The sequence below is a fragment of the Streptomyces sp. NPDC048600 genome, from assembly GCF_055587025.1.
This window is the reverse complement of the sequence record NZ_JBVJGZ010000006.1, coordinates 95,905-119,735: the sequence shown is the minus strand read 5'-3', so window position 1 is coordinate 119,735 and position 23,831 is coordinate 95,905. Positions and strand designations below refer to the sequence as shown.

Here is a 23,831-nt window from a genome sequence, read left to right as displayed (position 1 = left end):
GATCGGAGTGCGCTGCGCCGATCGGGGGGGTTTCCGCAACCCCGGCCCCGTTCCTGCCGTTGTCGATCATGCAACTCCCCACCGGAGTCCGCTTTTCGAAGGGAAAGATCATGAAGAAGCTGTGGGCAACCGCGGCTATCGCCGCCACCGTCGTCGGCGCCGCCTCCCCGGCCATGGCGATCGGTGACGGCGACGGCACCCAGTCCGCCAGCGGCAACGGCGCCTCGCAGGAGTTCGGCAACTCGGCCACGTTCGGCGACATGAGCCCGCAGCTCTCGCTGGTCCAGGGCTCGCTGAACAAGCCCTGTGTCGGTCTGCCGCTGAAGGCCAACGTCGGCTCCCTGGTCGGCGCGATCCCGATCGCCGTCCAGGACATCAACGTGCTGTCCTCCCCGCAGAACCAGCAGTGCGTCGAGAACTCCACCCAGGCCAAGGGCGACGAGCCGCTGTCGCACATCCTGGACGACATCTCGGCCCTGTCGGGCAACGGCGCGGGCAACGGCTGAGCCTCCCCGCTCCCCCGCGACGGCGGGCCACCGGTCCCACGGTGGTCCGCCGTTCGCATGCCCGGGGCGGTGCGGCCGCTCAGCCCCGGTACATCTCCTCGATCGCGTCGGCGTAGGCCGTGACGACCGCCTGCCGCTTGACCTTCATCGACGGGGTGAGCATCCCGTTGTCCTCGGTGAACTCGCCCTCCACCAGGGCGAAGGCGCGGATCGACTCGGCGCGGGAGACGGCCTTGTTGGCGTGGTCGACAGCCCGCTGCACCTCGGCGCGCATCCGCGGGTCCCGGGCCAGTTCGGCCAGGGGGGTGTCGGCCGACAGTCCGCGGACGGCGAGCCAGTGGGCGACGGCCTCCGGGTCGAGGGTGATCAGCGCGGCGACGAAGGGCCGGTTGTCACCGACCACGACGCACTGGCCGACGGGAGCGCGGCTGCGCAGCCGGTCCTCCAGGACGGCCGGGGAGACGTTCTTGCCGCCGTTCGTGATGATGAGGTCCTTCTTGCGGCCGGTGATGGTGAGATAGCCGGCCTCGTCCAGCGCGCCGAGGTCCCCGGTGCCGAACCAGTTGTCGTTCAGGGCCTCTTCGGTGGCCTTCGGGTTGTTCCAGTACGAGCCGAGGACGATGCCGCCCTTGAGGAAGACCTCCCCGTCCTCGCCGATCCGTACGGCGGTGCCGGGGACGGGGCGGCCGACCGTGCCGGGGCGCGGCTCCAGGGGCGGGACGAGGGTGGCCGCGGCGGTGGACTCGGTGAGGCCGTAGCCCTCGTAGATGAGGATGCCGGCAGCGTAGAAGAACAGGTTGAGCTCGCGTTCCAGCGGGGAGGCGCCGCTGATGGCGTAGCGCACGCGGCCGCCGAGCTCCTTGCGGATACGGCGGTAGACGAGCAGGTCGTACAGGGCCCACGCGGCGTACAGGCCCGGCCCCGGGCCCCTGCCGCGGCCGAGGAACCTGTCCAGAGAGGCCTCGCCGAAGCGGACGGCGACGCGGTGGGCGCGGTCGAAGGAGGCGGCGCGGCCGAGCTTCTCGGCGGTGGCGCGGCCGGTGGCGTGGATCTTCTCGAAGAGATAGGGCACGCCGACCAGGAAGGTGGGGCGGAACTCCTTGAGCGCGGGGCGCAGTTCGCCGGGCTTGATGCTGGGGCAGTGGCCGATCTCGATGCGGGCCATGAGGCAGGAGATCTGGAGACTGCGGCCCATGATGTGGGCGAGGGGCAAGAACAGAAGGGTCGAGCCGCTCCGGCCGGTGACCTCCTTGAACACCGGGTGCGTCAGCTCGACGGTGTTGGCGGCCTCGGCGTGCAGATTGGCGTGGGTGAGGACGCAGCCCTTGGGCAGGCCCGTGGTGCCGGAGGTGTAGCAGAGGGTGGCGACCGTGGCCGGGGTCAGGGCCGTACGGCGCTTGGTGATCTCCTCGTCGGCGACGTCCTGGCCGAGGCCGGTGAGGTCGCCGAGGGCGCCCGCGTCGATCTCCCAGGTGCGCGGGGGCTCGGGGTGCCCGGCGGTGCCCTCGCGGACGGTCGCGGTGTTCCCGGCGGTCTCGGTGATCACGAAGCGGGTGCCGGAGTCGCGGACGATCCACTCCACCTGCTCGGCGGAGGAGGTCGGGTAGACGGGGACGACCTGCCCGCCCGCCGCCCAGATCGCGAAGTCCAGGACCGTCCACTCGTAGCGGGTGCGGGACATCACCGCGACCCGGCCGCCGGGTTCCAGACCCGCCGCGACGAGGCCCTTGGCGACCTCGGTGACCTCGCGGGCGAAGGCGGCGGCGGTGACCGGGCGCCAGCCTTCCGGCTCGCGGCGGCGCAGGACCACGGCGTCCGGGGCCTCGGCCGCGTTGGTGAACGGGATGTCCGCGACGCTGCCCGTGGCCGGCGCGGCGACCAGGGGCGGGGTGCGGGCCTCGCGCACCGCGCCGGTGCCGTCCCTGGTCAGCTCGACCGCCGCGCGGGCGGCCAGATCGGTGCGCTGCTTGGCCCGCTTCAGATCCCTGCGTACGCCCATGACGGCTCCCGGTGCCCGTATGCCGGTCAACGACCCTGGTGCGAGGTCAACTTACTCACGCGTAAGAAATCGTCAATGGCTGAGGCACACAGGGTTCACCGACCCGCATCCCCACCGCCCCAAGGGGCACGGCGAACTGCGCGACAGAATCACCACCGCCCCAAGGAGCGCGGGGAACTGCGCGACCAGCCCCCACCGGCCCGCAGCCGAAAACCCACCCCCACAAAGGGGCGCGGGGAACTGCGCGAACACCCCAACGGGCCCGCAGCCAAAAACCCACCGCACCACCCACCCGGAGAGAAGGGGCGCGGGGAACTGCGCAGCCCCGCAGCCGGCCCGCAGCCGCAGCACAGCCCCGCCCCCGCCCCCGCCGGACGGCGCACCCCTCACATCAGCCGATCCGCCTGCCGCACCGCGGCGGCCAGCTGACCCACCGCCGGATCCTCCGTGCGGTCGGCCAGCTCCTCGGCCTGGTCGGCGAGACGGGCGAGACCAGGGGTACCGGGCAGCGGACGATAGCGCTCGGCGTCGCCGGAGCGGCGCAGGGCGTCGGCGAAGTAGGCCGCTGCCACGGTCACCTGGAAGCGGGGCGCCGCGCTGCGCACCGACTCGTGCAGGGACGACCCCTCCAGCTGCCCGGAGCGCTCGTGCGGGGTCCGCGTCTCGGGGTCGAGCCAGCGGACCGTGGCCGTGGCGAGGTGGCCGGACGCTCCCGGCGCGGTGCGCACCGCGTACAGCGCGGTCACGGTGTGGCCGGGGCCGACCTCTCCCCCGTCGACCCGGTCGTCGCGGAAGTCCTCGTCGGCGACGGCCCGGTTCTCGTAGCCGACCAGGCGGAACTCCTTCACCGTGGCCGGGTCGAAGGCGACCTGGGCCTTGGCGTCGCGGGCGGTGAGGTCGACATGGCGGGGCAGTTGCTCGCAGAACACCTCGCGGGCGTCCTTCTCGCCGGAGACATAGACGGTGTGCCCGTCACCGTGGTCGGCGAGGCGTTCCATCAGGGCGTCGCCGTAGTCGCTGCCGACGCCCACGCCGAAGAGGGTGATGCCGTACTCGCGGCGGGAGGAGTCGATCTTCTCCAGGATGGAGTCCGCGTCGGTGTCGCCGGTGTTGGCGAGGGCGTCGGAGACCAGCACGACCCGGTTGGTCGCGCCCTCGCGCAGGCCCTCGACGGCGGTGGCGTAGCCGTTCTCCACGCCCGCGCCGAGGTTGGTGGAGCCGAGGACCTCCAGTCGGTCGACGGCGCCGTGGATCTCCTCGCGGTGGCCGCCGAGCCGGGTCATCGGCAGCACGGTCTCGGCCTCGTCGGAGAAGGTGACCAGGGCGACGGAGTCGTCGTCGCGCAGCCGGTCGGTCATCACGCCGAGGGATCGCTTCGCGAGGTCCAGCCGACCGGGCTCGGCCATGGAGCCGGAGACGTCGACGACGAAGGTGAGCGCGGCGGGCGGGCGTTCGCCCCTCTCCTCGGGCAGCCGCGTGGCGAGGCCGACCCGGACCAGCGACCAGTCGTCCTCGGTGGTGCGGGCGCCGTCGACGGACACCGAGAAGCCGTTGCCGTCGGGGCGCTCGTACTCCTGGCGGAAGCTGTTGACGAACTCCTCCGGGCGCACCTGCGAGGGTTCGGGGGCGCGGCCCTCGGCGAGGACGCGGCGGGTGTAGCCGTAGGAGGCGGTGTCCACGTCGAGGGCGAAGGTGGAGAGCAGGTCGGGGGCCCGCTCGGTGTCCTCGCGCAGGCCCTGCTCGCCGTCGTCGCCGGTCGGCCGCGGTGCGGCCGGGGCGGGGAGGCCGGAGGACTTGTCCATCGAGCTGTCCTCGGTGTGGCTGCTGCCGGAGCCGCTCCCGCTGCATCCGGTGAGCAGCAGGCCGCCCGTCGCGGCAAGAGCGGTCAGCGTGCCGCCGAGCCGCCCCGCGCGCCGCCGCGTCCGTGTGCCGTAGCGCTTCATCTTCCGTGCCCCCTCGGTCCGTTGACGTCGTGGTACGTCTGTGACTGTGACGTCGTGGGGGCGCGGAACGTGCGCGACGGGGCGTTGCGGATGGGTCTCGAAGCGGGCACGAAAGCGGCCCGCCGAGACCGGTGGGTGATCTTCCGGTGACCTAGGACACCACGTCCTTGCGGGCGAAACCGCGGAAGGCCAGCGCGAACAGCACCAGGGCGTACGTTATGGAGAGCGCGGTCCCCTGGATCATGCCGGACCACTCCATCCGGGGCTGGATGGCGTCGGCCCAGGCGAACTGCCAGTGCGCGGGCAGGAAGTGGCGCCATTCGCCGAGGGCGGTCACCGCGTCCAGCACATTGCCCACGATGGTCAGGCCGACCGCGCCGCCGACCGCGCCGAGCGGGGCGTCGGTCCTGGTCGACAGCCAGAACGCGAGCCCGGCGGTGACCAGTTGGGAAACGAAGAGGTAGCCCACGACCACCACGAGCCGCTGTGCCGCGGTCGCCGCGTCCAGCTCACCGCCGGTCGGGATCGCGAGCGGGCCCCAGCCGTAGGCGACCGTGCCGACGGCGAGGGCGACGACCGGCAGCAGGATCATCGCGGCGAGACTCATGCCCAGCCCGACCATCAGCTTCGACCACAGCAGCCGTGCCCGGGGCACGGGTGCGGCCAGCAGATAGCGCAGGGAGGACCAGCCGGCCTCCGAGGCGACGGTGTCTCCGCAGAACAGGGCGACGGGGATGACCAGCAGGAAGCCCGCCGACACGAACAGGTTGACCGCGGCGAAGTTGGCGCCGGACGCGGTGGCCGTGTCCAGCAGGGTCACCCGGTCGTTGCGGGCGCCGGGCTCGCCGCCGATGGCGAAGGCGACGACCAGCACGAAGGGCAGGGCGGCGAGGATCGCGGCCATGACCAGGGTGCGGCGGCGCCGCAGCTGGCGGACCAGCTCCACGCGCAGGGGCAGGGTGCGGGCCGCCCGGTAGCCGGAGGCGGCCTCGGTGAGCGTGCTCATGCGGTACCTCCGATCAGGGTGAGGAAGGCGTCCTCCAGGCGGCGGTGGGGGCCGACGGAGGTGACGGGCACATCCAGCCGGACCAGTTCGGCGACAAGGCGCTGCGGGGTGCCTTCGGCGCTGTCGCCGGCCAGCCGGACCAGCAGGCCCTCCTCGGTGCGGGTGGCGGTGGCGACCCCGGGCAGCGCGGCCACCTTGTCCACGACCACCTCCTCCAGCGGCTCGGACGTGCCGACCAGGAGGGTGTCGCCGTTGCCGGTGATCTCGCCGACCGGGCCGGCCTGCACCAGCCGGCCGCGGTCCATCACGACGAGGTGCGTGCAGGACTGCTCCACCTCGGCGAGGAGATGGCTGGAGACGATGACCGTGCGGCCCGCGGCGGCGTAGCGGATCATCACCTCGCGCATCTCGCGGATCTGCGGCGGGTCCAGTCCGTTGGTGGGTTCGTCGAGGATCAGCAGGTCGGGCAGGCCGAGCATGGCCTGGGCGATGGCGAGGCGCTGGCGCATGCCCTGGGAGTAGGTGCGCACCGCGCGGGCGAGCGCGTCGCCGAGCCCGGCGATCTCCAGGGCCTCCTCCAGGTGGGCGTCCTCGGGCGGGCGGCCGGTGGCGCGCCAGTACAGCTCCAGGTTCTCCCGGCCGGACAGATGCGGCAGGAAACCGGCGCCCTCGACGAACGCGCCGACCCGGGACAGCACGGGCGCGCCGGGGCGGATCGCCTGGCCGAAGACGCGGATCTCGCCGCCGTCGGGCCGGATCAGGCCCATCAGCATGCGCAGGGTGGTGGTCTTGCCCGCGCCGTTCGGCCCGAGCAGGCCGAGGACCTGGCCCTTCTCCACCCGGAACGACAGGTCGCGGACGCTGTAGCGGTCGCCCTTGGCGTACTTCTTGCTCAGGTCGGTGATCTGGAGGGGCACCTCGGCCAGGGCCGGGTCGGGCGCGGGGGCGGCGGTACGGCGACGGGCGCCGAGCAGCAGCGCGGCGGCGACGGCGGCCGCGGCGGCCGGGAGCCACCACACCCAGGCGGGCAGGGGCGCGGCGGCGGTCTCCACGCGCGGGGCGGTGGGCACCGACAGAGGGCCCGTGACGGAGACCCGGTAGGTCGCCGGGGCGGCCGGGGAGGCGTAGCCGAGGTCGGTGGAGGCGAGGACCAGGCGCAGCCGGTGGCCCTTGTCGATCTCGTGGTCGATCACCGGGAGGGTGAGGGTGACGTCCTTGCCCTCGCGGGCGCCCTCGACCCGGACGGGCGCGACGAGCTGGGCGGGCAGCACCTGCCGGGTGCTGTCCGGGCCGACGTCGTAGACCTTGCCGAACAGGACGGCGTCCTCGGCGCTGGACTCGACGTGGACGGTGACGGTCGGCGAGCCGGTGACGCGCAGCGGGGCCGTCAGGGGTGCCGAGTCGAAGCGGGCGTGCTGGCCGGGGAAGTCGACGGAGACGCCGACGCCGAGGGAGGACAGCTGGGCGAGGCCGCCGCCGGTGCCGAGGCCGGGCAGGGCGGAGACTGCGGGCGGGCTGGCGCCGGCCGGGTTGGCGAAGGTCTGCCCCCGGCCGCGCAGGGTGATCTCGCGGGGGTCGGAGCGCAGGCCCGGGTAGGTGTCGGAGCTCGCGCCGCGCAGCTGGGCGGTGCCGTCGGTGGTGTCGATGCCGCCGGTGCGGGTGACGCGGAAGGCGGGGCCGGTGTCGGCGGACTTCTCGTCCTTGAGGTAGCGGTCGAACCAGGCGGTCACCCGGGCGCGGACGCGGTCCGGTTCCAGGTCGCCGCCGTCGTGGCCGCCGGCGATCCAGTCGACGTCGACCGGGGCGCCGTTCGCCCGGATCGCGCGGGCCGCGGCGTCGGCCTGGCCGAGCGGGAAGAGGGAGTCGGACTGACCCTGGACCAGCAGGGTGGGGACCTTGATGCGGTCGGCGACGGCGGACGGGGAGCGGGCGTCCAGCAGCGCGCGGGCCTCGGCGTCGGGCGTGCCGGACTCGGCGACCCGCTCGTACATCCGGCACAGGCCGGGCTCGAAGGCGCGGCAGCCGCCGCCGGAGGTGACGAAGACGCCCGCCCACAGCTTCTTGAACACGCCGTCGGGGAAAAGGGCGTCGGAGAGGTTCCAGTAGGTGATCGCCGGGGCGAGGGCGTCCACCCGGTCGTCGTGTCCGGCGGCCAGCAGGGCGATCGCCCCGCCGTAGGAGGCGCCCGCGATGCCGACGCGGGGGTCGCCGGGCTCGTCCAGCCGGACCTGGGGGCGGCCGGCCAGCCAGTCGATCAGCTTCGAGACGTCGGCGACCTCGCCCCGCGGGGCGTTCAGTCCGATCCTGCCGGTGGAGGCGCCGAAGCCGCGGGCGGACCAGGTGAGGACCGCGTACCCGTCGCGGGCGAGGTCCTCGGCCTGCTCGCGGACGTCGTCCTTGCTGCCGCCGAAGCCGTGCCCCAGCAGCACCGCGGGGCGGCGGCCGGCTGTCGCGGACGTGAAGTACGAGGTGTCGATCCGCACCCCGTCGGCCACGGTCATCACCTGGTCGGTCCGGCGTACGGAGGGCGCGTCGTCGGCCGACGCGACCGTCCATGTCCCGGCCCCGGCGAGCACGAGGACGGCGGCCGCGGCGGCCGGCAGCCGCCGTGGCCGCCGCAGCGGGCCGGGCAGTCGAAGATCCATGCGTCAACGGTACGGGGCACCGCCGACAGCCTCGGCAGACCGCAGACGGAACTCTCCGGCATCCCTGAGGCGTATACCGGGTCGTCGGCGTACAGCAGTCGTGGTACACGGACCTATGGAGATTCGCAGAGCCACGAGCGCCGCCGAGCTGAAGGCGGCGGAGCACCTCTTCGACGACCCCGTGCGCCCCGAGTGGGCGGAGCGTTTCCTGGCGGCCGGCGGGCACCACCTCTTCCTCGCCTACGAGGGTGTCGAGCCGGTCGGTTTCGTGTCCGGGGTGGAGACGGTCCACCCCGACAAGGGCGCCGAGATGCTGCTGTACGAGCTGGGGGTCGACGAGGCCCATCGGCGCCGGGGCGTCGGCCGGGCGCTGGTCGAGCGGCTCACCGCGCTGGCCCGCGAACTCGGCTGCTACGGCCAGTGGGTGCTGGTGGACACCGGCAACGACGTGGCGCTGGCGGCGTATCGCAGCGCGGGCGGCGTGACGGACGGCGGTTGCACGGTGCTGACCTGGGAGTTCACCTGAGCAAATCCGTTTGTCCACAAGGCTGTCAGTGGGTTTCGATACAGTCGCCGTTCACAACTGACAGACAGCAATGGGGTGGGGACCGATGAAGCTGCGACACACGGCCGCCTGGGCCGGCGTCACGGCCGTAGCACTCGTGACGACCTCGGCGTGCGGGGCGGGCACCGCGCGCCAGGCCGCGGACGCGGTCGGCGACGCCGACGTGATCATGGCCGCGCTGGCGCGGGCGACGGACCGCACGGAGGAGCTCGGCTCGGCGCAGATCGACCTGACCGCCGACATGGGCACCGGCACGCCGGTCAGCATGGACGGCACGTACTCCTGGGGCGACGGCTACGCCTTCGACGTGGAGATGGACACCGCGGCCGTGCAGATGCAGGCGCTCCAGGACGCGCCGACGACCCGGATGCTCTTCGTGGACGGCGTCTACTACTACGACGTCGACCCGCAGCCCTCCGGTCCGCTGGCGGGCAAGGAGTGGATGAGCATCGACGCGTCGGCGATCTTCGGGGAGAAGGGCGCCGACGCTCTCAGCGGCTCCGCCGGCACGGGCAGCCCGGCCGCGTCCATGCGCAGCCTGAAGTACGCGAAGAACGTCTCCGACCTCGGCGAGGAGACCGTCAACGGCAAGCCGACGACGCACTACCGCGCCGAGCTCGGCAAGGAGGAGCTGGGCAGGCTCGCGGACGTCTACAGCGGTGAGGAGAACCCGTTCAACTCGGCGACGGGCGCCGTCACCACCGTCGTCCTGGACATCTGGGTGGGCGGGGACGACCTGCCGGTCCGGCTGAAGCAGGACATGGGCAGCGCGGGCGTGACCATGGACTTCAAGAAGTTCGGCGCCACGGCCTCCGTGACGCCTCCGCCCGCCGCGCAGACCGGCGACCTCACCGAGCAGGTCGCGGGCATGCAGCAGGGCTGAGCCCGGGCACCTGGGCGCCCGGGCCCGAGGGGGACCTCAGTGGTTGCGCGGGAAGCCCAGGTCCACGCCGGCCGGGGCCTCGGAGGGGTCCGGCCAGCGGGTGGTGACGACCTTGCCGCGGGTGTAGAAGTGCGTGCCGTCGTTGCCGTAGATGTGGTGGTCGCCGAAGAGGGAGTCCTTCCAGCCGCCGAAGGAGTGGTAGCCCACGGGGACGGGGATCGGCACGTTCACGCCGACCATGCCCGCCTCGATCTCCAGCTGGAAGCGGCGTGCCGCGCCGCCGTCCCGGGTGAAGATCGCGGTGCCGTTGCCGAACGGCGAGGCGTTGATCAGGGCCACGCCGTCCTCGTAGGTGTCCACCCGCAGCACGCACAGCACCGGGCCGAAGATCTCGTCCTGGTAGGCCTTGGCGCTGGTGGGCACCTTGTCGAGCAGCGAGATGCCGATCCAGTGGCCGTCCTCGAAGCCGACGCCTTCATAGGTGTACGCCGAACCGTCCAGGACGACCTCGCAGCCCTCGGCCGCCGCGCCCTCGACGTAGGAGGCGACCTTGTCGCGGTGGACCTTGGTGATCAGGGGGCCCATCTCGGAGGTGGGGTCGCCGCCGGGGCCGATCTTGATCTTCTCGGCGCGCTCGCGGATCTTGTCCACCAGCGTGTCGGCGATCGCGCCGACCGCCACGACGGCCGAGATGGCCATGCAGCGCTCGCCCGCGGAGCCGTAGGCGGCCGACACGGCGGCGTCCGCGGCCGCGTCCAGGTCGGCGTCCGGCAGGACCAGCATGTGGTTCTTGGCGCCGCCGAGGGCCTGGACGCGCTTGCCGTTCGCCGAGGCCGTGGTGTGGATGTAGCGGGCGATCGGGGTCGAGCCGACGAAGGACACCGCCCTGACGTCGGGGTGCTCGAGGAGCCGGTCGACGGCCACCTTGTCGCCGTGCACGATGTTGAACACGCCCTCGGGCAGACCGGCCTCGGCCAGCAGCTCGGCGATCCTCATGGACGCCGACGGGTCCTTCTCGGACGGCTTGAGCACGAAGGTGTTGCCGCACGCGATGGCGATCGGGAACATCCACATCGGGACCATCGCCGGGAAGTTGAACGGCGTGATGCCCGCGACCACGCCGAGCGGCTGGCGGATCGAGGACACGTCCACGCGGCTGGCGACCTGGGTCGACAGCTCGCCCTTGAGCTGCACGCTGATGCCGCAGGCCAGGTCGACGATCTCCAGGCCGCGGGCCACCTCGCCGAGGGCGTCGGAGTGCACCTTGCCGTGCTCGGCGGTGATCAGCGCGGCGATGTCGTCGCGGTGGGCGTCGAGCAGCGCGCGGAACTTGAACAGGATCGACGTGCGCTGGGCCAGCGAGGACTGGCCCCAGGTCAGGTAGGCCTCCTTCGCGGCCTGTACGGCGGCGTCGACCTCGTCGGCCGAGGCGAACGCGACCTTCGTGGTGACCGCGCCGGTGGCCGGGTCGGTGACCGGGCCGAAGTTGCCCGACGCGCCCTCGACGGACTTGCCGCCGATCCAGTGGTTGACGATCTTCGTCATGACCAAGAACTCCTTCACAGATGGCGGCGTCGGGTGGAGACGTGCCGGTCGTACTCCTCGCGGGCCTTCACCGCCGACGCTCGGGTCGCGGTCTCGGCCACAGGAACATCCCACCAGGCCTGCGCGGGCGGCGGGCCCGACACTGTGTCTGCCGTTTCGGTCTCGACGTAGACACATGTGGGAGTGTCGGCCGCCCGTGCTTCGGCGAGGGCCGTCCGCAGGTCGGCGACGGTCCGTGCACGCAGCACCCGCATGCCGAGGCTGGCCGCGTTGGCCGCGAGGTCGACCGGGAGCGGGGCGCCGCGGTAGCCGCCGTCCGCGTCCCGGAAACGGTAGGCGGTGCCGAAGCCCTCGCCGCCCACCGACTCCGACAGGCCGCCGATGGAGGCGTAGCCGTGGTTCTGCACCAGCAGGATCTTGATGGCGATCCCCTCCTGGACGGCCGTGACGATCTCCGTGGGCATCATCAGATACGTCCCGTCCCCCACCAGCGCCCACACCGGCCGCTCGGGCGCGGCGAGCTTCACCCCGATGGCGGCCGGGATCTCGTAGCCCATGCACGAGTACCCGTACTCCAGGTGGTACTGGTCGGCCGACCGGGCCCGCCACAGCTTGTGCAGGTCGCCCGGGAGCGAGCCGGCCGCGTTGACGACGACGTCCGTGCCGTCGACCAGGGCGTCGAGCGCGCCGAGCACCTGCGCCTGGGTGGGGCGGGCGGCGGGGTCGGCGGCGGTGAAGCAGTCGTCCACGCGGCGCTCCCAGTCCGCCTTGCCGTCGCGGTACCCGGCGGCGTAGGCCTCGGAAACCCTGTGGCCGTGCATCACCAGGGCCTCGGTGAGTTCGGCCAGGCCGCTGCGGGCGTCCGCGATCAGCGGGGTGCCGGCCTGCTTGTGGCCGTCGAAGGGGGCGATGTTGAGGTTGAGGAAGCGGACGCCGGGGTCCGCGAAGAGGGTGCCCGAGGCCGTGGTGAAGTCGGTGTAGCGGGTGCCGACGCCGATCACCAGGTCGGCGCCGCGGGCGAGCGCGTCGGCGGTGGCGGTGCCGGTGTGGCCGATGCCGCCGACGTCCTGGGGGTGGTCGTACGGCAGGGCGCCCTTGCCCGACTGGGTGGCGGCGACCGGGATGCCGGTGGCCTGCGCGAACTCGGCGAGGGCGGCCTCGGCGCGGCTGTGGCGGACCCCGCCGCCCGCGATCAGCAGCGGCCGCCGCGCGGCGCGGACCATCTGCACGGCCTCCGCCAGTTCGGCCGGGTCGGCCCCCGGTCGCCGTACGGCCCAGGTGCGGGCCGCGAAGAACTCCTCCGGCCAGTCGTACGCCTCGGCCTGCACGTCCTGCGGCAGGGCCAGGGTGACCGCGCCCGTGTCGACGGGGTCGGTGAGGACGCGCGCGGCCTGGAGCAGGGCGGGGATCAGTGCCTCCGGCCGGTGGACGCGGTCGAAGTACCGGGACACCGGGCGCAGACAGTCGTTCACCGACACATCGCCGGCGTACGGCACCTGGAGCTGCTGGAGGACGGGGTCGGCGGGGCGGCCGGCGAACACGTCGCCGGGCAGGAGCAGCACCGGCAGGTGGTTGATCGTGGCGAGGGCGGCGCCGGTGACCAGGTTGGTCGCGCCGGGGCCGATGGAGGTGGTCACGGCGTGGGTGGACAGCCGGCCCGACTGGCGGGCGTAGCCGACCGCCGCGTGCACCATGGACTGCTCGTTGCGTCCCTGGTGGAACGGCATGACGTCGGCGTGCTCCACGAGCGCCTGGCCGATCCCGGCGACGTTGCCGTGGCCGAAGATGCCCCAGGTCGCGCCGATCAGCCGACGCCGTTCGCCGTCGCGCTCGGTGTACTGGGCGGCGAGGAAGCGGACCAGTGCCTGCGCGACGGTGAGCCTGACGGTCATCGGTATCCCTCCGCGTGGTCGGGGTGGAAGCAGATCCGCCACTCCCGTGTCGCGCCGGGGCCCGCCATGACGTTCAGGTAGTACATGGCGTGGCCGGGCTGGGCGACGGACGGGCCGTGCCAGCCGTCGGGGACGAGCACGGCGTCGCCGGTGCGGACCTCGGCGAGGACGTCGGCGCCGCCCTCGCGGGAGGGGGACACACGCTGGTAGCCGAAGCCGTGCGGGCCGTCGATCTCGAAGTAGTAGATCTCCTCCAGCTCCGATTCACGGCCCGGCCGGTGCTCGTCGTGCTTGTGCGGCGGGTACGACGACCAGTTGCCGCCCGGGGTGATCACCTCGACGGCGATGAGCCGGTCGCAGTCGAAGACGTCGGCGGCGGCGAAGTTGCGTACCTGGCGGGCGCAGACACCGCTGCCGCGCTCTTCGACGGGAACCTCCGGCGCGGGGCCGTGGCGGGCGGGGAGTCGTCGCTCGCACTTCGCTCCTGCCAGGGCGAAGCGGCCTCCCGCGCCGGAGGCGATCTGGACCCGGGCGTCCCGGGGCACGTACGCGAAGTCGGTGACCGACGCGAACACGCTGTCCCTGCCCTGGAGTCGGATGACCCCGTCCGGTGTGTGGACGCTACAGCCGCCCCGGAGCGGCAGCACGATCCACTCGCTGTCCGCCGTGTCGAACACATGCGTGTCGCCCGCCGCGAGTTCGAGCACGCGCAGACTGCTGCGGGTCCAGCCGGCCCGTTCGGGGTCGATGTCGACGGTGTAGGCGCCGTGCGCGCTCGCGCCCCGGGGGATGTGCAGCTCCTTGCTCATGGCGGCCCTCACAGCAGTCCGACGGCGGTGTCCACGGCGGCGGCCACGTCGCCGTCCGCCGGGTAGAGCAGCGAACGGCCCACGACCAGGCCGCGCACGGTGGGCAGCCGGAGCGCCGCGCGCCATGTCTCGTAGGCCCCGGACTGCTCCTCGACGGAGCCTGCCACGTCTCCGCCGAGCAGCACGGCCGGGAGGGTGGTGGTCTCCATGACCCGGGCCATGCGGCCGGGGTCCTCGGTGACCGGGACCTTCAGCCAGGTGTACGCCGAACTGCCGCCCAGACCCGAGGCGATGGCCAGGGACCGGGTGACGGCGTCGGCCGACAGATCGTTGCGCAGCCGTCCGTCGGGGTCGCGACGGCTGATGAACGGCTCGACGAACACGGGGAGTCGGCGCGCGGCCATGGCGTCGATGGTGCGCGCGGCCGTCTCCAGGGTGGCGAGCGAGCCCGGGTCCTCGTAGTCGATGCGCAGCAGCAGCTTGCCCGCGTCGAAGCCGAGCCGTTCGAGGTCCTCGGGGCGGTGTCCGGTGAAGCGGTCGTCCAGCTCGAAGCGGGCCCCCTGCAGTCCGCCGCGGTTCATCGACCCCATGACGACCTTGTGGTCGAGGGCGCCGAGCAGCAGCAGGTCGTCGAGGACGTCGGCACTGGCGAGGACCCCGTCGACACCGGGCCGCGACAGGGCCAGGACCAGCCGTGCGAGCAGACCGGCGCGGTCGGCCATGGCGAGCCCGTGGCCGCCGGCGCCGAGGGCGCCGCGGGCCGGGTGGTCGGCGGCGACGATCATCAGCCGGCCGCTGTCGCCGACCAGGGGGCGCCGGGGGCGGCGGGCGGCGGCCTCGGCGACGGACTCCGGGCGGTGGGCGCGCAGCCGGACGAGTTCGGCGACGTCCACGGCGGGGAGGGCCGGGGCGTGCCGCGGAGCAGGTGGGGGCTGGTGGTCCGGCGCCTGGGACGGCTGGCCCACGGGGGCGTTCTCCGGCGTCTGGGACGGCTGGCCCACGGGGGCGTTCTCCGGCGCCTGGGACGGCTGGCCCGCGGGGGCGTTCTCCGGCGCCTGGGACGGCTGGTGCGCCCTGCCGACGCGGCCGCCCCTCACCGCACCGCTCCCTCGCTCAGCGCCGCCGCCACCTCGGCCGCCGTCGGCATCGCCGAGGAGCACTCGAGCCGGGAGGCGACGATCGCCCCGGCGGCGTTGGCGTGGCGCATGGTCGTCTCCAGGTCCCAGCCCGCGAGCAGGCCGTGGCACAGGGCGCCGCCGAAGGCGTCCCCGGCGCCCAGGCCGTTGAGGACGGTCACCGGCAGCGGCGGGACCTCGGCGCTCTCGCCGTCGGCGCCGACCGCGAGGACGCCCTTGGGCCCCTGTTTGACGACGGCGAGCCGGGCCCCGGCCGCGAGCAGCGCCCGTGCCGCGGCGTGCGGTTCGCGCAGCCCGGTGGCGACCTCCACCTCGTCGAGGTTGCCGACGGCCACGGTCGCGTGCCGCAGGGCCTCGGCGTAGTAGGGGCGGGCGGCCTCGGGGTCGCGCCAGAACATCGGGCGCCAGTCGAGGTCGAAGACGGTCGTGCCCGACCGGGCGCGGTGGGCGAGCGCCGCGAGGGTCGCCGTACGGCTCGGCTCCTCGCTGAGGCCGGTGCCGGTGACCCAGAAGACCCGGGTGTCGCGGATCGCGTCGAGGTCCAGGTCCCCGGCGTGGATCTCCAGGTCGGGCGCCTTGGGCTGCCGGTAGAAGTACAGCGGGAAGTCGTCCGGCGGGAACACCTCGCAGAAGGTGACCGGTGTGGGCAGCGCGGCCACGGGCGTCACGAAGCGGTCGTCCACGCCGAACCCGCCCAGCGCCTGGTGCAGATACGTGCCGAAGGGGTCGTCCCCGGTGCGGCTGATCAGCGCCGTGCGGCGGCCGAGACGGGCGGCGGCGACGGCGACGTTGGCCGCGGAGCCGCCGAGGAACTTGCCGAAGGTCGTCACCTGCGCCAGGGGCACACCGGTCTGGAGCGGATAGAGGTCCACGCCGATCCGCCCCATGGTGATCAGGTCGTACGCCATCGAGTTCCCTTCGTGCGTCGGGCCGGCTCACGGACGGGTTTCCCCTGACGGTTTGTAGTCCGCTCGCGGCAACCCTGTCAATGTTTTGTCCGGACATTCGGACCAGCCCTTGACACCCCTTCCGGCGGCCCGCACGCTGGCGCCCATGACGACGACGCCGGCGCAGTCGCTCCCCACCTCACTGTCCCGCATCCGCATCGGTTCGGCGCCCGACTCCTGGGGCGTGTGGTTCCCCGACGACCCCCGTCAGGTGCCGTGGCGGCGCTTCCTCGACGAGGTCGCGCAGGCCGGGTACGAGTGGATCGAGCTGGGGCCGTACGGGTATCTGCCCACCGACCCGGCCGTGCTCGCCGAGGAGACCGCGCGGCGTGGCCTGAAGGTGTCGGCCGGCACGGTCTTCACGGGCCTGCACCACGGCCCGGCCGTCTGGGAGAAGACCTGGGCGCACGTCGCGGACAACGCGGCGCTGGCCCAGGCCGCGGGAGCCCGGCATCTGGTGGTCATCCCCTCCTTCTGGCGGGACGACAAGACCGGCGAGGTGCTGGAGCCGGACACCCTCACGCCGGAGCAGTGGCGGAACCTGACCTCGCTGACCGAGCGCCTCGGCCGTGAGGTGCGCGAGCGCTACGGGCTCACGATCGTCGTCCACCCGCACGCCGACACCCATATCGACACCGACCGGAACGTCGCCCGCTTCCTCGACGGCACGGACCCCTCCCTGGTCTCGCTGTGCCTGGACACCGGCCACTACGCCTACTGCGGCGGCGACAGCGTCGAGCTGATCGAGACCTACGGCGAGCGGATCGGCTATCTCCACCTCAAGCAGGTGGACCCGGAGATCCTGGCCGAGGTGCGTGAGAAGGGGACGCCGTTCGGGCCGGCCGTCGCACGCGGTGTCATGTGCGAGCCGCCGGCGGGGGTGCCCGCGCTGGGGCCCGTCCTTGAGGCGGCCCGGAAGCTGGACGTCGATCTGTTCGCGATCGTCGAGCAGGACATGTACCCGTGCGAGCCGGACCGTCCGCTGCCGATCGCCCGCCGGACCCGGGCGTTCCTGAGGTCCTGCGGGGCGTAGGGCCCGTACGGGCCGCCGGGCGGGATGCGGGCCGGCTCCGGCCGTCGGGTCACCGCGCCGCCGGGCGGGACTCGGGCGGCGCCGGGCCGCCGTAGCACAGTCGTCCCGCCGCCGGGCGGGTCCGGTGCGATCCGATGCATCACTTCCGTCACGGACGTCACTCTCTTGTCACACATGTCCCGGATACGCGGGTTTCGCGTCACACAAGGTCGACAGCCGCTTTCTCTCTGTAACGGAGCGTCGTTCACGGGGCACAGGCCTGGTGATCGCCAGCACCGCGCCACGGCTCCCCCGACGGCCGCCCCCCGGCCGGGCCGTGGCGCACCGCGCAGGGAGGTGCGACACATGACCGACCGACGGCTGTGGTCCTACAAGGAGATCGCGGCGCACATCCGGGTGCAGCCGGACACCGTGCGTTCGTACCGCAAGCACGGACTGCTGCCGCCACCCGACCACGTGGAGGGCGGCAAACCGTACTGGTACCCGGACACCGTCCGCAGCTGGGTCGCCTCCCGGCCCGGGAACCGGGGGCGCCGGACCGACTGACGAGGAAAAACGAGCTGTGCCCCGCCCCGGCGGTGGGGCACAGTGCGGTACATGGACTTCTCGATCAAGCCGGTGCTGACCGGCGAACGAGCCGCCCTGCGGCCCTTCACACAGGACGACGTGCCGGTGATGGCGCGCATCCTGGCCGACCCCGAGGTGCTGCGTCTGACCGGCAGCCCCGTGGAGGAGTTCGACCCGGACCGGCTGCGGACCTGGTACGGCAGCCGCAACGAGCAGAGCGACCGGCTCGACCTCGGCATCGTCGACCGGGCGAGCGGCGAGCTCGTCGGCGAGGCCGTCCTCAACGAGTGGGACGAGCACAACCGCAGCTGCAACTTCCGCATCCTGATCGGCCCCGGCGGCCGGGGCCGCGGCCTCGGCACGGAGGCCGTCCGGCTGATCGTCGGCCACGCCTTCGGGCAGCTCGGCCTGCACCGCGTGTCCCTGCACGTCCTGGCCCACAACCCGAGGGCCAGGCACGTCTACGAGAAGGCCGGTTTCGTGGCCGAGGGCGTCGACCGGCAGTCGGTGCGGCTGGGCGAGGAGTGGATCGACGCCACCCGGATGGCGCTGCTCGCGCCCGAGTGGGCGGCCCTCAACGCCACGGCTCGATGACCGTCACCCCGGCCCCCGGCGCCGTGCCCAGCCCGGCGAGGGCCGCGGGTACGGCGTCCAGGCCGATGGCCGACGTCACCAGCAGGTCGGGCCGCAGCACGCCCGCGCGCACCGCCTCCAGCATCGCCGGGTAGGTGTGGGCGGCCATGCCGTGGCTGCCGAGGAGTTCCAGTTCGAGGGCGACGACACGGGCCATGGGGACGGGGGTCGTGCCGTCGGCCGAGGGCAGCAGGCCGACCTGCACGTGCCGGCCCCGCCTGCGCAGGCTCTCCACCGAGGCGGCGCAGGTGGCGGGCGAACCCAGGGCGTCCAGGGAGAGATGGGCGCCGCCGCCGGTCAGTTCGCGCACGGCGTCGGCGGTGCCGGTGACCCGCGAGGCGTCCAGGACGTGCGCCGCCCCGAAGCCGCGGGCCAGCTCCAGGGCGCGCGGCGAGACGTCCACGGCGACGACCCGGGCGCCCGAGGCCGCCGCGATCATCACCGCGGACAGCCCGACCCCGCCGCAGCCGTGCACCGCGACCCACTCCCCCGCCGTGAGGCGGCCCTGCTGCACGACCGCCCGGAACGCGGTGGCGAACCGGCAGCCGAGCGAGGCGGCGGTGGCGTACGACAGCTCGTCGGGGATCGCGACGAGGTTGACGTCGGCGTGGTCGAGGGCGACGTACTGCGCGAAGGAGCCCCAGTGCGTGAAGCCCGGCTGGGTCTGGCGCTCGCACACCTGGTGGTCGCCCGCCGCGCACGTGGGACAGGTGCCGCAGCCGCACACGAAGGGCACGGTCACACGGTCGCCGGGGCGCAGGCGGGTCACGCGCGCTCCGGCCGCCTCGACCACCCCGGCGAGTTCATGGCCGGGCACGTGCGGCAGGACGATGTCCGGGTCGTGGCCCATCCAGCCGTGCCAGTCGCTGCGGCACAGGCCCGTCGCCTCGACGCGCACCACGACCCCGTGCTCCGCCGGGCGCGGATCGGCCACCTCGCGCACCTCGGCCGGCTCGCCGAACCGCTCGAACACCACCGCTCGCATACGTCACCCCTCGCCGCTTCCCGCGGCGAACGCTAACCGTCGGCGGGGATCTCCAGAAGGGCACGCGCCCGCGAGGCGTCGCCGGGACCCTCGTACTGCACCAAAGGTCCACTCCACATAAAGTGCGGACAAACCGCCCTGCCCGAGCTTCAGGAGTACGAGGGGACCCCGCCCGTGAGCCACTCCCCGCCGCCCGGCACACCGCGCGCCCGCATCCCCGGCCCCCAGCATCCGCCGGACGACATGCGGGTCCGCCGCGGCCTGTGGCGGCGCTGCCTCTGGGGCGGGCTGGCGCTGTGGGTACTGACCGCGGCGGTGACGTACGCGACGCGGAGCACGGCCCCGCTGCCCTCGCTGATCCTGCTGGGCAGCTTCCTGGTTCCGGTCGTCTTCGTGCTGTGGGCCTACGAGACGCACGGCCGCGACCTGGGCGCGGGAACGGTCCTCGGCTGCTTCCTGGCCGGTGGGGTGCTCGGCGCACTGGGCGCCTCGCTGATGGAGTACCACCTGCTGCATCCGTCGCTGGGGATGTTCGCCGGGGTCGCCCTGGCCGGGGAGGCGGCGAAGCTCGGCGCGCTGATGTTCGTGCTGCGCGGCCGGCCGCGGATCCGCGGGACGCGGGCCGGTCTGGTGCTGGGCGCGAGCGTGGGCGTCGGCTTCGCGGCCCTGGAGAGCGCGGGCTACGCCTTCAGCGCGGCCGTGTCCACCGAGGGCGTGGATCTCAGGGCACTGCTGGAGACGGAGATCCTGCGCGGGGTGCTGGCCCCCTTCGGTCACGGGCTGTGGACGGCGATCGCCGGCGGTGTGCTGCTGGCGCACCGCCGCACGGACGGGCGCTTCCGGTTCGACGCGCCGGTGTGGGGCACCTGGCTCGGCGTCTCGCTGCTGCACGCGCTGTGGGACTCCGCGCACGGCGTCGCGCTCTGGCTGGTGTCCCGGCTGACCGACATCGGGGTACGGCGGGATCTGTTCTCCGAGGGGTATCTGCCGCGGCCGACCGAGGCGCAGCAGCACATGTTCACCGTGTTCTCGGTCGCGGGGCTGGCCGTGGTGGCGATGGCGGGGCTGCTGTGGGCGCGCTCGCTGGCGCGTCGGGACCCCTCTTGGAGAAATACCCCCTAGGGGTATACAGTGGTGAGTGCGGGCGCCACCGTGGACCGCATCAGCCCCATACGCCTCGACGAGGAGTAACGAGATGACCGCCCAGACCGACACCGTCACCGCCGTCTACAAGGTCAGCGGCATGAGCTGCGGCCACTGCGAGGGCGCCGTCTCCGCCGAGCTCTCCCAGATCCCCGGCGTCACCTCGGTGCAGGCCGTCGCCGCCGCCGGCGAGGTCACCGTCGTCTCCGCCGCTGCGCTGGACGAGGAGGCCGTGCGCGCCGCCGTCGACGAGGCCGGTTACGAGCTGACCGGCCGCGCCTGAGACCCCCTGCGCGTCACGGGCCGTGCCGGGCCGCCGATACTGGCCCGGTACGGCCCGGTCTTCTTCTCTGGAGTACGGCGATGACCAGCACCCCCCAGGCACCCCCGGCCCCGGCCGAGGTCGAGCTGCTGATCGGCGGGATGACCTGCGCGGCCTGCGCGAACCGCATCGAGAAGAAGCTCAACCGGATGGAGGGCGTGACCGCGACGGTCAACTACGCCACCGAGAAGGCCCGGATCAGCTACCCCGAGGGCGTCGGGGTGGCCGACCTGATCGCCACCGTCGTGAAGACGGGCTACACGGCCGAGGAGCCCGCCCCGCCCGCCCCCGAGGAGGAGTCCGGCGAACCCGCGCGGGACGAGCCCGAGCCGGCAGCGCTGCGGCAGCGGCTGACCGTCTCCGCCCTGCTCGCGGCGCCCGTGGTCCTGCTCGCGATGGTCCCGGCGCTCCAGTTCGACAACTGGCAGTGGCTGTCCCTCACCCTCGCCGCGCCCGTCGTCGTCTGGGGCGGGCTGCCCTTCCACCGGGCCGCCTGGACCAACGTCCGGCACGGCGCGTCCACCATGGACACCCTGGTGTCGCTCGGCACGCTCGCCGCGTTCGGCTGGTCGCTGTGGGCGCTGTTCCTGGGCGACGCGGGCATGCCCGGCATGCGGCACGGCTTCGACCTCACCGTCTCCCGCGCGGACGCCTCCTCCACGATCTATCTGGAGGTCGCCGCCGGGGTGACCGCCTTCCTGCTGCTCGGCAGACATCTGGAGGCCCGTGCGAAACGGCGCGCCGGGGCTGCCCTGCGCGCGCTGCTGGAGCTGGGCGCCAAGGACGTGTCCGTGCTGCGGGACGGCCGCGAGGTGCGGGTGCCGGTCGGCACGCTGGCCGTCGGCGACCTGTTCGTCGTACGGCCCGGCGAGAAGATCGCCACCGACGGCGTCGTCACCGAGGGCGCCTGCGCCGTGGACGCGTCCATGCTCACCGGCGAGTCCGTGCCGGTCGACGTGGCGCCCGGGGACGCGGTGACCGGCGCGACCGTCAACGCCGGGGGCCGGCTCGTCGTCCGGGCCACCCGGGTCGGGGCCGACACCCGGCTGGCGCGGATGGCGAGGCTGGTGGAGGAGGCGCAGAGCGGCAAGGCCGCAGTGCAGCGGCTCGCCGACCGGGTCTCCGCGGTGTTCGTGCCGGTGGTGCTGCTGGTGGCGACCGCGACCTTCGGGCTGTGGCTCGGGGCGACGGGCGACACCACCGCCGCGTTCACCGCGGCCGTCGCCGTGCTGATCATCGCCTGTCCGTGCGCGCTGGGCCTGGCCACGCCGACCGCGCTGCTGGTCGGCACCGGGCGCGGTGCGCAGCTCGGCATCCTCATCAAGGGCCCCGAGGTGCTGGAGTCCACCCGCCGCGTCGACACGGTCGTGCTCGACAAGACCGGCACGGTCACCACCGGCCGGATGACCCTGCGCGAGGTGTACGCCGCCGAGGGCACCGACGAGAAGGAGCTGCTGCGGCTCGCGGGCGCCCTGGAGCACGCCTCCGAGCACCCGGTCGCGCGGGCCGTCGCCGCCGGCGCCGAGGAGCGGGTCGGCCCGCTGCCCGCGGTCGAGGGCTTCGAGAACGTCCCCGGGCGGGGCGTACGCGGACGGGTGGAGGGCCGCGAGGTGGCCGTGGGCCGGCTGTTCGAGGTGGTCCCGGACGACGTGGCCCGGGCCCTCCGGGAAGCCGAGAGCGGCGGCCGTACGGCCGTGCCGGCGGGCTGGGACGGGGTGGCCCTGGGCGTTCTCTCGGTCGCCGACACCGTGAAGGACACCAGCGCCGAGGCGGTGCGGGCGCTGCGCGGCCTGGGGCTCACCCCGGTGCTGCTCACCGGGGACAACCGGGCGGTCGCCGAGGCCGTGGCCCGCGAGGTCGGGATCGAGCAGGTGGTCGCCGAGGTGCTGCCCGAGGACAAGGTGGACGCCGTACGGCGGCTCCAGGCCGAGGGGCGTGTGGTCGCCATGGTCGGGGACGGTGTGAACGACGCGGCCGCGCTGGCCGCCGCCGACCTGGGGCTGGCGATGGGCACGGGCACCGACGCGGCGATCGAGGCGGGCGATCTGACGCTGGTGCGCGGGGACCTGCTGGTGGCCGCGGACGCGATACGGCTCGCGCGGCGCACTCTCGCCACCATCAAGGGCAATCTCCTGTGGGCCTTCGGTTACAACGTGGCGGCGCTGCCGCTGGCCGCCGCGGGCCTGCTCAACCCGATGATCGCGGGTGCCGCGATGGCCTTCTCGTCGGTCTTCGTCGTCACCAACAGCCTCCGGCTGCGGACGTTCCGTGCCGCAAAACCCGGGGGCGGTCTGGAGTCCGGGGCGGCCCTCACATAAGCTCTTCACAAGTCTCGCGCATCTTCCTTACGCTGGGGCATCGTTCGTCGAACGGATCTCTTGCGCATACAACGGGACATTTGCAAGAGACGCAGATCACAGTGATGTGAACGTAACCATCGAAGGGGTTCGAAGGTCTAAGTTGGCGATGTCGGAAGGCGTCTTGGGGGGCGCCGACTGGCATCTGAGGCTGTCTTGGGGGACGGCCTCAGTGATTGCGTTGCCGGGGCCACGCACACCGGGAAGCTTTGAGCGGCCCTCCCAGCGTGTGCGTTGTCCCGGCAGACCGCACCCGAACCGGAGCAGCCGCGGGCCTGTCCGTCCGCTCTGCTCGACTCGACTCGACTCGACAGCGATTCAGGCGCTGTGTCCTCACAAGCGCCCGGCCGGATCCCGTGGGGGGAATCCGCACCGGGACTGGGAAGGCGCCCTGGTCGTCGGCCCGTGGGGGGACCGGCGCCGGGGCGCCTTCTGCTTTTCCGGGTGCTTTCTGCTGTGCCGGGGCGCCTTCCGCTTTTCGGAGCACCTTCTGCTGCTCCAGGCGCCAGCCGCTTCTCCGGGCGCCGCCTTCTGCTTCTCCGAGCGCCTTCTGCTTTCCGGGCGCCTTCCTCTTCTCCGGCCGCCACCGCGCGCGTCCCGCACGCCCCTTCCGCTTCCACACGCCCCCAGCGACCCCGCACACGGCGAGGCCCCGCGCCCGGGAAGCGGGGCGGGGCCTGGAAAGCTGCGGCTCTGCGCGTCGGCGCGGAAGTGTCAGCGCTCCTCGACGGGAACGAAGTCGCGCTCGACCACACCCGTGCTGTGCCGACCCGGGGGACAACCCCCGAACCCCCGGCCGACCCTGAAACCCCCAGCAGCCCCCGCACACGGCGAGGCCCCGCGCCCGGGAAGCGGGGCGGGGCCTGGAAAGCTGCGGCTCTGCGCGTCGGCGCGGAAGTGTCAGCGCTCCTCGAC

The 23,831-nt window shown here is 73.4% G+C and carries 19 protein-coding genes; 9 read left to right on the top strand and 10 right to left on the bottom strand.

Going from position 1 to position 23,831, the window contains the following annotated elements:
• Positions 1 to 110: 110 nt before the first annotated feature.
• The gene (locus ACZ6SQ_RS10450; RefSeq protein ID WP_386380632.1) at positions 111 to 506 is read left to right on the top strand and encodes a rodlin; all 396 of its coding nucleotides are present in this window, start codon (positions 111 to 113) and stop codon (positions 504 to 506) included.
• 79 nt (positions 507 to 585) lie between these two features.
• Here ACZ6SQ_RS10450 and ACZ6SQ_RS10445 read toward each other — a convergent pair whose 3' ends face one another.
• The 4 genes from ACZ6SQ_RS10445 to ACZ6SQ_RS10430 all read right to left on the bottom strand — a co-directional run bounded on the left by ACZ6SQ_RS10445 (position 586) and on the right by ACZ6SQ_RS10430 (position 8,099).
• Positions 586 to 2,505, bottom strand: a complete 1,920-nt coding sequence (locus ACZ6SQ_RS10445) for an AMP-dependent synthetase/ligase (protein ID WP_469559019.1) — start codon at positions 2,503 to 2,505, stop codon at positions 586 to 588.
• A gap of 386 nt (positions 2,506 to 2,891) precedes the next feature.
• Positions 2,892 to 4,448: a vWA domain-containing protein gene (locus tag ACZ6SQ_RS10440; protein ID WP_469559016.1), complete on the bottom strand. Its 1,557-nt coding sequence runs from the start codon at positions 4,446 to 4,448 to the stop codon at positions 2,892 to 2,894.
• 151 nt (positions 4,449 to 4,599) lie between these two features.
• The gene (locus tag ACZ6SQ_RS10435; RefSeq protein WP_469559013.1) at positions 4,600 to 5,454 is read right to left on the bottom strand and encodes an ABC transporter permease; all 855 of its coding nucleotides are present in this window, start codon (positions 5,452 to 5,454) and stop codon (positions 4,600 to 4,602) included.
• Positions 5,451 to 8,099 carry an alpha/beta fold hydrolase gene (locus tag ACZ6SQ_RS10430; protein WP_469559009.1) on the bottom strand — a complete coding sequence of 883 codons (2,649 nt, stop codon included), beginning with the start codon at positions 8,097 to 8,099 and terminating at the stop codon, positions 5,451 to 5,453. Before ACZ6SQ_RS10430 ends, ACZ6SQ_RS10435 begins: the two co-directional genes overlap by 4 nt.
• Positions 8,100 to 8,214: 115 nt before the next feature.
• Between ACZ6SQ_RS10430 and ACZ6SQ_RS10425 the strand changes: the two genes are divergently transcribed.
• Both ACZ6SQ_RS10425 and ACZ6SQ_RS10420 read left to right on the top strand, forming a co-directional pair.
• On the top strand, positions 8,215 to 8,625 hold the full coding sequence (locus ACZ6SQ_RS10425) for a GNAT family N-acetyltransferase (protein ID WP_469559006.1): 411 nt from the start codon (positions 8,215 to 8,217) through the stop codon (positions 8,623 to 8,625).
• A gap of 85 nt (positions 8,626 to 8,710) precedes the next feature.
• On the top strand, positions 8,711 to 9,547 hold the full coding sequence (locus ACZ6SQ_RS10420; protein ID WP_469559003.1) for an SCO4651 family lipoprotein: 837 nt from the start codon (positions 8,711 to 8,713) through the stop codon (positions 9,545 to 9,547).
• A 36-nt stretch (positions 9,548 to 9,583) separates the two neighbouring features.
• Here ACZ6SQ_RS10420 and mmsA read toward each other — a convergent pair whose 3' ends face one another.
• The 5 genes from mmsA to iolC form a co-directional block, all read right to left on the bottom strand.
• Positions 9,584 to 11,092 carry a CoA-acylating methylmalonate-semialdehyde dehydrogenase gene (gene mmsA / locus ACZ6SQ_RS10415; protein ID WP_469558999.1) on the bottom strand — a complete coding sequence of 503 codons (1,509 nt, stop codon included), beginning with the start codon at positions 11,090 to 11,092 and terminating at the stop codon, positions 9,584 to 9,586.
• A gap of 14 nt (positions 11,093 to 11,106) precedes the next feature.
• Entirely contained in the window at positions 11,107 to 12,984 is a 1,878-nt protein-coding gene (gene iolD, locus ACZ6SQ_RS10410; RefSeq protein ID WP_469558996.1) for a 3D-(3,5/4)-trihydroxycyclohexane-1,2-dione acylhydrolase (decyclizing), read from the bottom strand.
• Entirely contained in the window at positions 12,981 to 13,793 is an 813-nt protein-coding gene (gene iolB, locus ACZ6SQ_RS10405) for a 5-deoxy-glucuronate isomerase (protein WP_469558993.1), read from the bottom strand. Before iolB ends, iolD begins: the two co-directional genes overlap by 4 nt.
• Positions 13,794 to 13,801: 8 nt before the next feature.
• Complete coding sequence (locus tag ACZ6SQ_RS10400) at positions 13,802 to 14,686, bottom strand: Cgl0159 family (beta/alpha)8-fold protein (protein WP_469559586.1); 885 nt, start codon at positions 14,684 to 14,686, stop codon at positions 13,802 to 13,804.
• Positions 14,687 to 14,886: 200 nt separating this feature from the next.
• Positions 14,887 to 15,837: a 5-dehydro-2-deoxygluconokinase gene (gene iolC, locus ACZ6SQ_RS10395; RefSeq protein WP_469558991.1), complete on the bottom strand. Its 951-nt coding sequence runs from the start codon at positions 15,835 to 15,837 to the stop codon at positions 14,887 to 14,889.
• A gap of 145 nt (positions 15,838 to 15,982) precedes the next feature.
• On the opposite strand from iolC, the gene ACZ6SQ_RS10390 reads away from it, so the two are divergent.
• The 3 genes from ACZ6SQ_RS10390 (at position 15,983) to ACZ6SQ_RS10380 (ending at position 18,070) form a co-directional block, all read left to right on the top strand.
• A complete protein-coding gene (locus ACZ6SQ_RS10390) occupies positions 15,983 to 16,909 on the top strand; it encodes a sugar phosphate isomerase/epimerase family protein (protein ID WP_469558988.1) in 927 nt (308 codons plus the stop codon).
• A 345-nt stretch (positions 16,910 to 17,254) separates the two neighbouring features.
• Positions 17,255 to 17,455: a helix-turn-helix transcriptional regulator gene (locus ACZ6SQ_RS10385; protein ID WP_386380643.1), complete on the top strand. Its 201-nt coding sequence runs from the start codon at positions 17,255 to 17,257 to the stop codon at positions 17,453 to 17,455.
• Positions 17,456 to 17,506: 51 nt separating this feature from the next.
• Positions 17,507 to 18,070 (top strand): GNAT family N-acetyltransferase, encoded by a 564-nt coding sequence (locus tag ACZ6SQ_RS10380; RefSeq protein WP_469558983.1) that lies wholly within the window; start codon positions 17,507 to 17,509, stop codon positions 18,068 to 18,070.
• Here the strand turns inward: ACZ6SQ_RS10380 and ACZ6SQ_RS10375 are convergent.
• Entirely contained in the window at positions 18,051 to 19,094 is a 1,044-nt protein-coding gene (locus ACZ6SQ_RS10375; RefSeq protein ID WP_469558980.1) for a zinc-dependent alcohol dehydrogenase family protein, read from the bottom strand. The genes ACZ6SQ_RS10380 and ACZ6SQ_RS10375 overlap by 20 nt on opposite strands.
• 174 nt (positions 19,095 to 19,268) lie before the next feature.
• Here ACZ6SQ_RS10375 and ACZ6SQ_RS10370 point away from each other — a divergent pair, with 174 nt between their 5' ends.
• The 3 genes from ACZ6SQ_RS10370 to ACZ6SQ_RS10360 all read left to right on the top strand — a co-directional run bounded on the left by ACZ6SQ_RS10370 (position 19,269) and on the right by ACZ6SQ_RS10360 (position 22,877).
• Positions 19,269 to 20,216, top strand: a complete 948-nt coding sequence (locus ACZ6SQ_RS10370; RefSeq protein WP_469558978.1) for a PrsW family intramembrane metalloprotease — start codon at positions 19,269 to 19,271, stop codon at positions 20,214 to 20,216.
• 73 nt (positions 20,217 to 20,289) lie between these two features.
• A complete protein-coding gene (locus ACZ6SQ_RS10365) occupies positions 20,290 to 20,520 on the top strand; it encodes a heavy-metal-associated domain-containing protein (protein WP_469558975.1) in 231 nt (76 codons plus the stop codon).
• An 80-nt stretch (positions 20,521 to 20,600) separates the two neighbouring features.
• Entirely contained in the window at positions 20,601 to 22,877 is a 2,277-nt protein-coding gene (locus ACZ6SQ_RS10360) for a heavy metal translocating P-type ATPase (protein ID WP_469558973.1), read from the top strand.
• The last annotated feature ends 954 nt before the right edge of the window (positions 22,878 to 23,831 follow it).

Coding starts and splice junctions, on each gene's coding strand:
- ACZ6SQ_RS10450 (WP_386380632.1), top strand. CDS start 111: ATGAAGAAGCTGTGGGCAACCGCGGCTATCGCCGCCACCGTCGTCGGC.
- ACZ6SQ_RS10445 (WP_469559019.1), bottom strand. CDS start 2,505: ATGGGCGTACGCAGGGATCTGAAGCGGGCCAAGCAGCGCACCGATCTG.
- ACZ6SQ_RS10440 (WP_469559016.1), bottom strand. CDS start 4,448: ATGAAGCGCTACGGCACACGGACGCGGCGGCGCGCGGGGCGGCTCGGC.
- ACZ6SQ_RS10435 (WP_469559013.1), bottom strand. CDS start 5,454: ATGAGCACGCTCACCGAGGCCGCCTCCGGCTACCGGGCGGCCCGCACC.
- ACZ6SQ_RS10430 (WP_469559009.1), bottom strand. CDS start 8,099: ATGGATCTTCGACTGCCCGGCCCGCTGCGGCGGCCACGGCGGCTGCCG.
- ACZ6SQ_RS10425 (WP_469559006.1), top strand. CDS start 8,215: ATGGAGATTCGCAGAGCCACGAGCGCCGCCGAGCTGAAGGCGGCGGAG.
- ACZ6SQ_RS10420 (WP_469559003.1), top strand. CDS start 8,711: ATGAAGCTGCGACACACGGCCGCCTGGGCCGGCGTCACGGCCGTAGCA.
- mmsA (WP_469558999.1), bottom strand. CDS start 11,092: ATGACGAAGATCGTCAACCACTGGATCGGCGGCAAGTCCGTCGAGGGC.
- iolD (WP_469558996.1), bottom strand. CDS start 12,984: ATGACCGTCAGGCTCACCGTCGCGCAGGCACTGGTCCGCTTCCTCGCC.
- iolB (WP_469558993.1), bottom strand. CDS start 13,793: ATGAGCAAGGAGCTGCACATCCCCCGGGGCGCGAGCGCGCACGGCGCC.
- iolC (WP_469558991.1), bottom strand. CDS start 15,837: ATGGCGTACGACCTGATCACCATGGGGCGGATCGGCGTGGACCTCTAT.
- ACZ6SQ_RS10390 (WP_469558988.1), top strand. CDS start 15,983: ATGACGACGACGCCGGCGCAGTCGCTCCCCACCTCACTGTCCCGCATC.
- ACZ6SQ_RS10385 (WP_386380643.1), top strand. CDS start 17,255: ATGACCGACCGACGGCTGTGGTCCTACAAGGAGATCGCGGCGCACATC.
- ACZ6SQ_RS10380 (WP_469558983.1), top strand. CDS start 17,507: ATGGACTTCTCGATCAAGCCGGTGCTGACCGGCGAACGAGCCGCCCTG.
- ACZ6SQ_RS10375 (WP_469558980.1), bottom strand. CDS start 19,094: ATGCGAGCGGTGGTGTTCGAGCGGTTCGGCGAGCCGGCCGAGGTGCGC.
- ACZ6SQ_RS10365 (WP_469558975.1), top strand. CDS start 20,290: ATGACCGCCCAGACCGACACCGTCACCGCCGTCTACAAGGTCAGCGGC.
- ACZ6SQ_RS10360 (WP_469558973.1), top strand. CDS start 20,601: ATGACCAGCACCCCCCAGGCACCCCCGGCCCCGGCCGAGGTCGAGCTG.